The 11,777-nt window shown below is 72.7% G+C and carries 11 protein-coding genes; 6 read left to right on the forward strand and 5 right to left on the reverse strand.

Annotated features, from left to right (window positions below; genetic code table 11):
• Positions 1-27 precede the first annotated feature (27 nt).
• A complete protein-coding gene (locus JNW98_RS12520; protein WP_223768239.1) occupies positions 28-843 on the reverse strand; it encodes a class I SAM-dependent methyltransferase in 816 nt (271 codons plus the stop codon).
• A gap of 331 nt (positions 844-1,174) precedes the next feature.
• Between JNW98_RS12520 and JNW98_RS12525 the strand changes: the two genes are divergently transcribed.
• From JNW98_RS12525 to JNW98_RS12535, 3 genes are all read left to right on the forward strand, one after another.
• Positions 1,175-1,645 carry a hypothetical protein gene (locus JNW98_RS12525; RefSeq protein ID WP_223768240.1) on the forward strand — a complete coding sequence of 157 codons (471 nt, stop codon included), beginning with the start codon at positions 1,175-1,177 and terminating at the stop codon, positions 1,643-1,645.
• 78 nt (positions 1,646-1,723) lie between these two features.
• A complete protein-coding gene (locus JNW98_RS12530) occupies positions 1,724-2,146 on the forward strand; it encodes a hypothetical protein (RefSeq protein ID WP_223768241.1) in 423 nt (140 codons plus the stop codon).
• Between the two features lie 53 nt (positions 2,147-2,199).
• Positions 2,200-3,080, forward strand: a protein-coding gene (locus JNW98_RS12535) for an IS5 family transposase (protein WP_223768242.1) whose coding sequence is annotated in 2 segments (ribosomal slippage) — positions 2,200-2,893 and positions 2,893-3,080 — 882 coding nt in all. Because the reading frame shifts where the segments join, the coding sequence is not laid out codon by codon here.
• Positions 3,081-3,109: 29 nt separating this feature from the next.
• Here the strand turns inward: JNW98_RS12535 and JNW98_RS12540 are convergent.
• Both JNW98_RS12540 and JNW98_RS12545 read right to left on the reverse strand, forming a co-directional pair.
• Entirely contained in the window at positions 3,110-3,895 is a 786-nt protein-coding gene (locus JNW98_RS12540) for a hypothetical protein (RefSeq protein ID WP_223768243.1), read from the reverse strand.
• Between the two features lie 248 nt (positions 3,896-4,143).
• On the reverse strand, positions 4,144-4,818 hold the full coding sequence (locus tag JNW98_RS12545) for a TetR/AcrR family transcriptional regulator (RefSeq protein WP_263420689.1): 675 nt from the start codon (positions 4,816-4,818) through the stop codon (positions 4,144-4,146).
• A gap of 577 nt (positions 4,819-5,395) precedes the next feature.
• Here JNW98_RS12545 and JNW98_RS12550 point away from each other — a divergent pair.
• The gene (locus JNW98_RS12550; RefSeq protein WP_223768244.1) at positions 5,396-6,364 is read left to right on the forward strand and encodes a helix-turn-helix domain-containing protein; all 969 of its coding nucleotides are present in this window, start codon (positions 5,396-5,398) and stop codon (positions 6,362-6,364) included.
• 26 nt (positions 6,365-6,390) lie between these two features.
• Here JNW98_RS12550 and JNW98_RS12555 read toward each other — a convergent pair whose 3' ends face one another.
• Complete coding sequence (locus tag JNW98_RS12555; protein ID WP_223768245.1) at positions 6,391-6,801, reverse strand: hypothetical protein; 411 nt, start codon at positions 6,799-6,801, stop codon at positions 6,391-6,393.
• 246 nt (positions 6,802-7,047) lie between these two features.
• Between JNW98_RS12555 and JNW98_RS12560 the strand changes: the two genes are divergently transcribed.
• Entirely contained in the window at positions 7,048-7,704 is a 657-nt protein-coding gene (locus JNW98_RS12560) for a GNAT family N-acetyltransferase (protein WP_223768246.1), read from the forward strand.
• 28 nt (positions 7,705-7,732) lie between these two features.
• Here JNW98_RS12560 and JNW98_RS12565 read toward each other — a convergent pair whose 3' ends face one another.
• Complete coding sequence (locus JNW98_RS12565; RefSeq protein ID WP_223768254.1) at positions 7,733-8,995, reverse strand: hypothetical protein; 1,263 nt, start codon at positions 8,993-8,995, stop codon at positions 7,733-7,735.
• 548 nt (positions 8,996-9,543) lie between these two features.
• On the opposite strand from JNW98_RS12565, the gene JNW98_RS12570 reads away from it, so the two are divergent.
• On the forward strand, positions 9,544-11,777 hold a 2,234-nt coding region (locus JNW98_RS12570), incomplete at its 3' end, for a helicase-associated domain-containing protein (RefSeq protein WP_223768247.1).

The following is an 11,777-nucleotide window of genomic DNA, read 5'->3' on the forward strand; positions in this document are numbered from 1 at the left end:
CCGTCGCGGACTCACGACGTCACAGCCTCACGATCGCGCGACGGCCAGCAAATGTGATCCGGCCGCGATCAGTTCGGGGTGCGAATCCGCCAGGCGAGCCGCCGCCAGCGCCGCCCGAAACATGGGCGAATCGGCGATCCCTTCCGCCGTGTGCTGCTCAACAGCCCTCAACAGCCCCCACGTCGGTCCCTCGACACCACAGACGTCCACCTCTCGGAACCCGGCGCGCTCCACCTCCTCCGCGAGCCCGTGCGCGGTGTGGAAGTACGCGGCCGTGAACCCCTTCCGCCCCGGCTCGTGGCGTCCGGTGGCCAGGATGTCCGCGACCGCGTCGCGTACCGGCGCGCGATCGAGCCAGGTGGTCGCCGTGTGCTCGAACAGGGACGCGTAACGGCTGATCGCCGCGGCGGCGAGCAGACCACCGGGCTTGAGGACGCGACGCGCTTCCGCCAACGCCTGAAGCCGGTCGTCCTGTTCGAGCAGGTGGTAGAGGGGCCCGAGAAGCAGCACGACGTCCTGGGAGTGATCGTCCGCCGTGAGTCTCCGGGCGTCTCCGATTTCGGCCCGGCAGCCCGCCCGCCGCGCGGCCTCGACGTGCCGCGGCACGGGGTCGACGAGCCGCACGTCGTACCCGTCGTCGGCCAGCCACCGGGCGTGGACGCCGGGCCCACCACCCACATCGAGCACGCGCGCGGGCGCCGGCGGAAGGTGCCGGCGCAGCAGCTCCTGCGTCCGGACCAGCTCCAGCACGCCGTCGGCGGACGACGTCAACCGCGTCGCCTCGTCGTAGCCCTCGCTGTAGAACGCGATGATCTCCGGGGCGACCGCGGGCGTCTGCGTCATAGGCGGCATGCTGTCTCGTGACCGCTCAACCTGTCCAGAGGAACGGAGTTGTGGACATGCCAGTGCTGAAGTACGAACAGATCGCCGACTCGCTGCGCCGGCGCATCACCGAAGCGACCAGGGCTCTGAGGAGCGCGGAAGCCTCTTGACGCACCTCCGCGCGCCGAAGGCCCGACGCGACCGTCGCCCGGTTTCAGCGCCGACGCCACGCCAACGCCACGCCGCCGCCTTGCTGGCTCTGAGCGCGACAATCAGTTCGGACGACGGGGGCGGTGCACCCTCGCTATTCCAGCCATTCCACTCCATCAAGCAGTTCAGCAGGAGTCGCCGCATGGATCGAGCGGGCCGCCACACGGACGACATCGTATGGAGCGCTGAAGAGTACGACGCCGTCGGTGCAGCCGTCGCCGGCGTCACCGGCACCGGAGCCCACTCCCTCAACTCCCTTCTCGCACAGTGGAGCGCTTTGGTGGACGACGTGGAAGAGGGCTACTCCTGGTGCGCGCCTGAGCTCAGCCACGACCTCTGGTGCCGGGACACGCTCGCGGGGGTCTGGCCACTGCTCCCCTCACGCGTTCGCGCGCTCAGGCAACCCGAACTCGACTGCATCGACGAGCGCTATCGCCGCGCCACTGTTCCATGGCCTGGCCGCCCCGAGGAAGGTGCTCAATGGTGGACGTGGCGTGTTCCCCGGCGCCTTGAGGTCGAGGCTTCGGAGCGACGCGATCCGGGCTGGCCGCTGGGATGGGAGACGATGCCGTTCCCCCGACCCGCTTCCGTGGAAGTCGTCGCCTGGAACTAGCGCCTGTCTCCTTGATGGGCTGCCGGGCCGCCCCAGTGATCGCGGTGTCCTTTTCATCATAAGATCGTTAATGCAGGCATGAACCGCCACACCACACGGGCGATCCTCGCCGTCACCGCAACCGCCGCAGTCCTCACAATCGCAGCCCCCGCAAGCGCCACAAGCAGTGTCAGCACACGGGGGCACGAGACCAGGACCACCGTGAGGGAGCACGAGGATCTAATCGAGGCACTTAGGAAGAAGGTCGGCGCGACCGCGGAAGAGATCAAGCTCGTCAAGGATAAGATCCTCTCTCAGAACAACGGGGATGAGGATGCGGAGGAGCGCGGCATCATCGGAATGGCCCTCGACCTCCTCACCGGCACCACACCGGAAGCCTCCCCCAGCCCCGGCGGCCTTGTCGTCCACACCGGCTCGGGTGGCCAGTTCCACCAGGCCTACCCCGGCACCGTCCCCGGCTACGGTGGCTTCGGCGGCTTCGGCGGCGGCTCCTACTTCTAGGGGCTGTCCGGTGGGTCGCATGACCGTCACACTGGTGTCTCGTTTCGCTGGATGTGGGGCGGGGTGATCTTTCGGACGGCGAGTGGGATCGGCTGGAGCCGCACCTCCCGAAGAACGTGGGACGGGGCGGGCGCTGGAAGAGCCACCGCATGGTCATCAACGGGATTCTCTTCCGGCAGCGGACGGGGATCCCGTGGCGTGATCTTCCCTCGCGGTTCGGGAAGTGGAAGACCTGCCATGACAGGCATCGCAGGTGGTCAGCGGACGGTACGTGGGAGAAGGTTCTGAGGGCCGTCCAGGCCGACGCTGACGCGGAGGGCCGGATCGACTGGAGTGTGGTGAGCGTGGACTCCACGGTATGCCGTGTTCACCAGCACGCCGCTGGGGCCCGGCACTGGCCGGCACGGATTCCGGGTCGGCGCCGTCCTCCTGCCTGGCATCGGGAGGATGAAGCGATCGGCCGTTCACGTGGCGGACTCACGACGAAGATCCACCTGGCGAGTGATGGAGGCTGCCGGCCGCTGGCTGTCCTGATCACGCCGGGGCAGTGGGGCGATGCTCCCCAGCTGATCCCGGTCCTGGACCGCATCCGCGTTCCACGACTTGCCGGTGGCCACCCGCGGAAGCGCCCGGACCACGTGTGCGGGGACAAGGCGTACAGCTCCCGCCGGAACCGGCGTTACCTGCGGCGGCGGCAGATCCGGCACACGATCCCCGAACGCAGAGACCAGCAGGCCCACCGCCGAGCCGTGGCAGCGCAGGCGGCAGACCCACCGGCTTCAACCGGGACCGGTACACACGCAGGAATGAAGTCGAACGCGCCGTGAACGCCCTCAAGGGCTTCCGCGCTGTAGCGACGCGGTTCGACAAGCGCGCCTACGTCTTCCAGGGAACGGTCACCGCCGCAGCGATCCGGCTCTGGCTCCGCTCATGAGTCGCCGGACATGGCGTAGCAGCATATAGCTATGCGGGCTTGACCTGATCGGTCACGTCCTCGCTCTCGGCAGAATCACCCAGCAGGGCAGTTGCCAGGAAGCCAGGCACGACGGTCGTCTCGCGGCTCAGTGAAGCGCCAGGGAGCGAACCCTCCTCAGCGACTGCGCGGAAGCCCTCGGCCAGGCCAGCGCTTACCGGAACGTCCCTGACCGTGATGACGTCCTTGAGGCTTCCCTCGACCCCCGGCGCTGTGACCGTTCCACTGAAGCGGGCAGCAACCTTCGTCTTCCACGTGGTACTCGGCCAGAACTTTTCCCGCACGAAGTGGACGAAGTCGCCTTCGAGGATGCGCATGACGGGCTGCACTTCAAGCCACATCATGTGGCCCGGACGGATGGTGACGTCCAGTCTGTCGGTGTACTTCTTCGAGTGGCTCCAGGTCTGGCCGAACGCGGTGGTGACCGAGAGCTTGACCACGTCGAAGAATCCGGCTTCAACCGTCGAGGAGATCGAGTACGACGTGGTCGTTCCGATTTCCTCCTCGGCGATGAGGGTGCGATTGATCGGATCCGGTGTCCTGTTCACGACCGCCGGGCAGAGGGCGACTGGCGCCCCGAAGTCGTACCTCATCACCTTGTGCCGCCCGATCACCCCGTACTGCAAAACGCTACTGTCAAACACGGGCCAGAGCTGGGGATCGATGCTTGTAGGCGAGATGACGGGCAAGCTCGCGATGCGATCCGGGTCGATCGAAAACTTGCGCAACTGCGCATCGATGGCTGTGTTGTTGGGCTGCTTCTCCAGTAGCGCCACGCGTTCTCCTTGTGTCGGCGGGCGAGGCCCGCTGTGTGGTCTGGCAGTCGAGGCAGGAGCTCAACTGCCGCACACAAACTGTCATCAAAGAGACTCGCAGGGTAGCCGACAATTCGGCCATGATCACGACAAGTTTCGCGCCGGGCAGGGCTTTGGCAGACCCCACTCCTGGACGCGAACCACCGTAAGCCGTGGATTTCAGGACCACCTCCGACGAGCAGCAGGGCGACCGACCCACCGGACACGCCCTAGCCGCGGGCCGCGCCCGGCAGGAAGTCCGTGAAGAGGTCGTGGACCTCTTTGACCAGTGGGCGGAGGATGCGGAAGCGGGCGAGGGAGATGCCGCGGGCGGTCAGGCGGGCGCCGCGGGTCGCCAGGCGGCGGCTGCGTTCGCGGTTGGGGGAACGGTCGTGGATCCAGTGCAGGACGAGTCCCATCTGGGAGAGCCACAGCAGTTCCGGGACGGCGTCCGCGAGTTCGGCCGGGATCTTGGTTTTCGAGCCCGCGAGGACCTCGCGGTACAGGGAGACGACCGCCTCGCGGGCGGGTGCGGACTCGGGTGAGAACGGGCTGAGCGGGCTGTCGGGGTCGGCGGCGTTCCGGAAGAACTGCACGGCGAACTCGTGGTACGGCTCGGCGACGTCCAGCCATGCGCGCTGTACGCCCGCGATCCGGGCCTCCAGGTCCGTCTCCCGGGCGAGCACCTCCCGGGCGGCCGTCTGGTGTTCGGCGGCGACCCGGTCGTAGAAGCCCTGGATCAGGTGCTCCTTGCCCGCGAAGTAGTAGTACGCGTTGCTCGCGGCGACCCCGGCCTCGGCGGCGATGGCCCGCATCGTGGTCTTCTCGTAGCCCCGCTCCCGGAAGAGCCTCATCGCCGTCTCCAGGATCAGGGCACGGGTCTGCTCGCTCTTCTCCGTCTTCAACGGATCGTTCTCCGACTTCTTCGTTGCGGTGGGTTCCGCCGGGCGGCGACGGGCTCAGAGCCTAGCCGGGCGCCGCCCGGTCGCTCAGAGCCAGTCCGTCCAGCCCGCCAGCACCGTGTCGAACAGCATCGTCGCGATGTACGTGAATATCGCGAGGTCCATCTCCCGCCCCCTCTTGAACATGTTCAAAACTTCGTCCGAGGGAGACAGTAGACCCGTTTTTGAACGCGTTCAAGTGTCGGGGAGAGGCTCACTCGCCCCAAGGCCGGATCGAGGGTTCCGGGATCCGGTCCGCCGCGCTCCGGGTGACCGCGAACCGGCGCAACGGGACGTCCGGTTGAGTACGGATGGAGAGGACTTTTTCCCGCCCAACCCACCCCTGTCACCCCATCAGGTGACACGGTGGCAAGCGCCGCGTTCGGCGCGGTAGCGTCGCGCCGACACCGCCAAGAACGACCGCCAAAACGACGACGGCCCTCGCAGGGACGGCAATCCCGAACGAGGGCCTGATCATCAAGGAAGCGAACCCTTCCCCATGACTGGGACCCAGTTTAGCGCGCACGCATCCGCGAGCCCCATGCCGCTCGCCGGAGTGACCCACGTCCGGCACCGGCACACCGCTCACTTCACCGTCGTCGGCAACCACCTTGCCCAGCACCGGGAGTTGTCCCTCGTCGCGATCGGGATCGGCGTGTACGTGCAGTCGCTGCCCGACGGCGCGAACGTCGGGATCAAGGACCTGACCAGGCGGTTCCGCGAAGGCGAGATCACCATCGCGCGCGGGCTGCGCGAGCTGGAGCAGGCCGGCTACCTGCGGCGGGAGCGCGTCCGGACGGCGGAGGGACGCGTCGTCACCGCCACGCACTGGTACGACCGGCCGGGGGGAGACGACGCCGCGCCTGCCGCACCTCGGCGTAAGGGAGTCGACCGCCGCACGAAGGGCGCGCCGCCCGTCGGTCTCGTCCGGAAGGAGCCGGCGCCGGATGAGGCGCCTCCGCCGCGATCAGTACCCGCACCCGCCCCCGAGCTGCCGCTCCCCGCGCCGGACGGGCCCGCCGCCGAGCTGCTCGCCGGGCTCCGCCGCCACGACCCGCGCCTGTTGCTCTCCGAGAAGGACGTACGGCAGCTCTCGCCCGCCGTCCGGGCCTGGCTCGACCGGGACGTCGGAGCCCGACAGATCGTGCGCACGCTGACCGCCGACCTCCCGGTCGGCCGCATCACCTGGCCCGCGCGCCTCCTCCGGCACCGGCTCACCTACTGGCTGCCGCCCGCCCTGCCCGCAGGTCCACCGGAGCTCCCGGGCGTGACGGAGGTCGTGACGGAGGTCGTGACGGAGGTCGTGACGGAGGCCGTGACGGAGGCCGTACCAGGGACGGCGCCCTGGGACCTGGAACCCGGTCAGCCGCCGCCCGCGCCGCCCCCGCCCGTTCCGCTCCAGACCTGCGACGGCTGCGAACGCGCCTTCCGGTCTCCCCGCCCCGACCTGTGCCGCGACTGCCGGGAGGGCGCCGCGCTCGTCGGCGAGGACGGGGAGACAGCCCTGTAGGGCTTACGGGCTTGCAGACGGGCTCGTCAGCCCCGGAGTGCCCCGGCGTCGATGACCTCGCCGTTGAGGTCGCACCACACCGTCGACGTGCGGCCGGAGCGGACCCGGTCGCCGAAGCGGAGGTACTCGACGCCGTCGGCGCGGTGGCAGACGGCGTAGGCGGTGAACGGGCCCCCATAGCACCGGATGGACGCGCCGTGGCCGTTGTCGCCCCGCAGGTACCGCCAGCCGTCGCAGGTGAAGGCGGCCGGAGCGTCGGAAGCGGTGCGGGTGTCGGAAGCGGTGCGGGTGTCGGAAGCGGTGCGGGCGGCGGAGGCGGCGGGGGTCGCGTCGGCCTCCACGACCGACGCGGAAGCGGGTGCCGCCAGCCCGGCCACCGCTCCGCCCGCCAGGGTCAGCGAGGCGGTGACAGCCGCGACACGGGAACGGAGTTTCATGTTTCCTCCCTTGTCCGAAAGCATTGCCTGAAGGCGTTGCCTGAAAGCGCGGACCTTGCGTGTGCCGACGCTACTCACCGGCGCCCCGACTCCCCACCCTTGACGGGGAGTCGGCCGGTACCGGACCGGGCCCCGCCGGACACCCGCCGCATCCGCGCGCGTCCGGCCGCGCCCCAAGCGGAGCACGGCACGCCGCATACCCCTCCGCACGGGAACGACCCATCGCCATCCGGCCGTTCATCCGGCATGGACCTCCACACCGTCCCCACCCACCCCGTACGGCCCGCCACTTCGCGGGACGTGCCCTCGTCCGTCCGAACTCTCACCCGTGCGTTCGCCCACTACCCGTTCACCCTGCACACCGTCGCGGCCGACGACCACGAGGACCGGATCCGCCGCCTCCAACACCTGTTCCTGGAGCGGGTGGGCATGGCGTACGGACGGGTGTGGGTGACGGCGGGGGGCGAGGAGGCGGACGGCGGCGGGGAGGCGGACGGCGGCGGGGACGCCGTCGCGGTCGCCGTGTGGACGACGCCCGAACGGGACCCGAGCCCCGCGTTCGCGGAGGTGCTGCCGCTCGTCGCGGAGCTGGCCGGGGACCGCGCGCCCGCCTTCGAGGCCGCCGAACGGGCGCTGGAACCGCACCGGCCCCGGGAACCCGCCTGGTTCCTGGCGACGGTCGGCGTGGACCCCGCCCACCAGGGCAAGGGCCTCGGCGGCGCGGTCCTGGCCCCCGGCCTGGCGGCCGCCGACCGCGCCGGACACCCGGTGTACCTGGAGACCGCCACCGAGCGGAACGTGCGCTTCTACGAGCGGCTCGGGTTCCGGGTCACGGCCGAGGTACGCCTGCCGGACGACGGGCCCCGCACCTGGTGCCTGCGACGGGGGCCCGGCGCGCCCTGAACGCCCGTACGTGCGCGGTGAGTCGGTGTCACCCCGGGCGTCGCGCGCGCCACAGCACGAACAGCGCCGAGCCGATGGCGGCCCCCCGGACGACGAACGGGACGGTGTCGGCCAGGGCGGCGCCCAGCTCGCCCTCGGCTATCGGCGCGCCCCAGCGGTGTTCGAGGCGGCCCCAGAGCCAGACCAGGGCGGCGCCCGCCGCCAGGCCCGGGACGCCCATCACGGCCCACTTGGACTCGGCCTGGGTGAGCCTGCGCGTGATGTAGGCGAGGCCCCAGCCGGCCGCCATGAGGATCCACTGGCCGAGCACCGCACCGGCGACGAGCAGGATCGCCACCAGGGCGAGCATCGGACTCACGGGGATGGTCCCCGCGGCGCTCCCGCCCGCGCCTTCGCCCGCCCCGGCGCCGTCCGCGCCCGCTGGGCCGCCGGCCGCGGCACCGCCCGCGCGGCGGAACAGCCCGCGGCGGCGGGAGGCGGCGCCCGCCCCGGAGGGCGCCTGCTCGCCGACGGCGGCGGACGGACGCAGGGCGTCGCCGGACCGCCCGCCGGGAACCGCTTCCGTCCCTGCCCCGGCCCCGACTCCGGGCCCCGCACCCGCCTCCGCCCGCTGCCGGGTGAGCTCTTCCGGGCCGGGCGGGGGCTTGAGCATGTCCGGGATCTCTATCCCGCCGGTGAAGCCGTGTGTCGTCCCGCCGCCCGCGCCTCCTGTGCCTCCTGTGCCTCCTGTGCCTCCTGTGCCTCCTGTGCCTCCTGTGCCTCCTGTGCCTCCTGTGCCTCCCGTGCCTCCCGTGTCGAAGGGCGTGCGCTCGACCCGCCACCACTCGTCCGCCGTCCCGGCGGGGGCGGCCGGGCCGCGCAGCTCCTCCTCGGTGGCCAAGTGCGGGGGCGCGCCCGTGTCGGGGAAACGCACCGCGCCCGTCCCGGGTCCGGAGCCCGGCCCGGAAGCCGCGCCCGTCTCCGGCCGCGCTTCCGTCCACACTTCCGCACCCGCTCCGCCGCTCCCGCCCGGCCCGCGGTGCCGGCGCTGCGTGGGGACGCGTCCGGTGGTCCCCTCCCCGTCACCGCCCGCGCCGGACACCGCCTCGTCGGGCGTGCCCAGTCCGTCGAGGATGCGGCGCACGGCGGCCGGCGTGTCGGCGCCCTCGACCGCCCGGCGGCGCTCGATCTCCGTGCGCAGCCGGGTGACCAGGCGCATCCGGTCCCCGGACGTGAGGGAGCGCCGCTGGGCTATGTCGCCCACCTTGCTGAGGTAGTCGTAGACGAGCTGATCGCTCTCGATCCCCACCACGTCCCCCAAGCTCCCCGATGGCCTCCGACGCCTCGCCGCCGCCCGGAACCGACGGTACCCGCTCGTCCCCCGGCTGTCCGCGAGAACGGCCGGGGGCGCCCGGGAGGGCGAACAGCGGGGACGAACGGGACGTTCGAGGCACGAGCTTCGGGTTCGAGACGCGGGCTTCGGGTTCAAGGCACGAGCTTCGGGTTCGAGGCACGAGCTTCGGACGCGCGGGGCCCTGGTGGCGCGCGGCGCCGGGGCGGCGTACTCTCACCGGCGCTTCCGCGCGCCCCGGAGCCCCGGGTCTCACGAGCTCCGCGAAGGGCAGCCTCTCCCTCTCCCTGGCGTCCCGGCGAGGCACGTCCGTACGAGTCCGGGAGACGGCGCGAACCGCCGCCGACGGTGACACCCACGGCGTGGCCCTCGATCGCGTCCGCGCCCCGCACCGCCGGCTCACCGAGCTCCGGCGCCAGGCCGGCGGCCCCGCCCGTCACGTCGGGGCGGGGGGCCACGGCGACCGCGGTCCCCCGCCCCCAGGCCGCCCACCCGGTACCGTAAGCAGAATGACCACTTCTCGGGAGACCGGCAGCGGCGGCGGCAGGGCCGGCGGAGGGCCGCGCACCCTCGCCGAGGAGCTGCGGGAGCGGCCCGACGAGGCCCTGGCGGGGCTGCTGCGGGCCCGGCCCGACCTGCTGAACCCGGTCCCGGGGGACCTCACCCAGCTCGCCACCCGGGCGGCCACGCGCGCGTCCGTGGTGCGGGCGCTGGACCGGCTGGACCGGTACGTGCTCCAGGTCGCGGAGGCGCTGGCCGTGGCGCCGGACCCGTGCCCGTACGACCGGCTGGCCGCGCTGATGACGGGCGACGAACCGACCGGCCCCGCGGACCGGACCGGCCCGACCGGTCCTGCCGACCCGGCCGGTCCTGCCGACCCGACCGACCCGCGCGTCGCGGCCGAGCTGCCGCGCGCCGTCGCGGAGCTGCGGCGGCAGGCGCTGGTGTGGGGCGGGGACGACCGGCTGCGCCTGGTCCGTACGGCCCGCGAGCTGCTGGCCCCGACCGCGACGCGGCCCTCGGCCACCGGTCTCGGCCCGACCGTCGCCGAGGCCACGGCCGGCATGTCACCCGGTCGGCTGCAAAAGATCATCGAGGCGGCCGGGCTGCCCGCCACCCACGATCCGGTGACGGCGGTCGCCGCGCTGACGGAGCTGTTCGAGGACCGCGCCCGGATGGCGGCGCTGCTGGCCGCGGCGCCCGGGGAAGCGCGAGAGGTGCTCGAACGCCTCGTCTGGGGGCCGCCGTACGGCACGGTGACCGCCGATCCGGCCCCGCACCTGCGCTGGCTGCTGGACCGGGGGCTGCTGCTGCCGACCGGGCCCGGCGGCGTCGTCCTGCCCCGGGAGGCGGCGTTGCACCTGCGCGGCGGACGGGCGCACCGCGCGCCCGAGCCGACGGCGCCCGTGCCGGCGCCCGTCACGCAGTACGCGCCGGAGACGGTGGACGGGACGGCGGCCGGGCAGGCGTTCGCCGCGCTCTCCGCCGTCGAGGAGCTGCTGGCGGACTGGGAGACCGCGGGCCCGCTGGTGCTGCGCGCGGGCGGGCTGAGCGTCCGCGACCTCAAGCGGGCCGCGACCGTCCTCGACGTCCCCGGCCCCGTCGCCGCGTTCTGGGCCGAACTCGCCTACACATCGGGCCTGTTGGCGTCGGACGGCGACGTGGACGAGCGGTACGCGCCCACCCCGGCGTACGACGAGTGGCTGGACCTCCCGGCCGCCGAGCGCTGGGCGTGGCTGGCCGCCGCCTGGCTCGCCACCACCCGTACCCCCGGCCTCGTGGGCACCAGGGACGCCAAGGGCCGCACGCTGTCCGCGCTCGGCCCCGACCTCGACCGCTCGCCCGCGCCGGAGGTCCGGCGCCGGGTCCTCACCCTGCTCGCGGAGCTCCCGGCGGGGGCGGCCGTCCCCGCCGACGCGCTGCTCGCGCGCCTGGCGTGGGAGCGCCCGCCGCGCTCCCCCGGAGCGGGGGTGGCGGGCTCGGCCGGATCGACGGGCCCGGCCGGACCCGCAAGCCCGGCGAGCCCAGCGGGTCCGTACGGCTTGTCCGACCCGGGTGGGCCTGGCGGATCCGCCTACCCGGGCGTGCCGGCCGCCGAGGACCTCCGGTCCCGGCTCGCCCGCTGGGCACTCGCCGAGGCCGAACTCCTCGGCGTCACCGGCCGCGGCGCCCTCTCGGCCCCCGGCCGCACCCTGCTGACGCACACAGAACCGGCACACACCGGACCGACGCACACCGGACCGACGCACACCGGACCGACGCACACCGGACCGACGCACACCGGCCAAGCCGGCCCCGGACCCGACCGCACCCGGCGCGCCGAGGCCGCGGCCGCCGCCGTCCTCACACCACTCCTGCCGGAACCGCTCGACCACGTCCTCGTCCAGGCGGACCTCACCGCCGTCGCGCCGGGCCCGCTGCACCGCCCGCTGGCCCAACGGCTCGCCGTGCTCGCGGACATCGAGTCCAAGGGCGGCGCCACGGTCTACCGCTTCACACCAGACTCGGTACGGCGGGCGCTGGACGCCGGACAGGCGGCGTCCGACGTCCTCGCCTTCCTCACCGAGCACTCCCGCACCCCGCTCCCCCAGCCGCTGGTCTACCTCGTCGAGGACGTGGCACGCCGCCACGGCCGGCTGCGCGTCGGCGCGGCCTCGTCGTACCTGCGCTGCGACGACGAGGCGCTGCTCGCCGAGATCCTCGCCGACCGCCGTTCGGCCGCCCTCCGGCTGCGCCGCCTCGC

The sequence above is a fragment of the Streptomyces huiliensis genome, assembly GCF_020037025.1.
Classification (GTDB): Bacteria; Actinomycetota; Actinomycetes; order Streptomycetales; family Streptomycetaceae; genus Streptomyces; species Streptomyces huiliensis.

What these genes read in the sequence shown, in the direction of transcription:
- JNW98_RS12550 (WP_223768244.1), top strand. Translation starts at nt 5,396, where the DNA reads ATGCCGCTCGCCGGAGTGACCCACGTCCGGCACCGGCACACCGCTCAC.
- JNW98_RS12520 (WP_223768239.1), bottom strand. Translation starts at nt 843, where the DNA reads ATGACGCAGACGCCCGCGGTCGCCCCGGAGATCATCGCGTTCTACAGC.
- JNW98_RS12525 (WP_223768240.1), top strand. Translation starts at nt 1,175, where the DNA reads ATGGATCGAGCGGGCCGCCACACGGACGACATCGTATGGAGCGCTGAA.
- JNW98_RS12530 (WP_223768241.1), top strand. Translation starts at nt 1,724, where the DNA reads ATGAACCGCCACACCACACGGGCGATCCTCGCCGTCACCGCAACCGCC.
- JNW98_RS12560 (WP_223768246.1), top strand. Translation starts at nt 7,048, where the DNA reads ATGGACCTCCACACCGTCCCCACCCACCCCGTACGGCCCGCCACTTCG.
- JNW98_RS12555 (WP_223768245.1), bottom strand. Translation starts at nt 6,801, where the DNA reads ATGAAACTCCGTTCCCGTGTCGCGGCTGTCACCGCCTCGCTGACCCTG.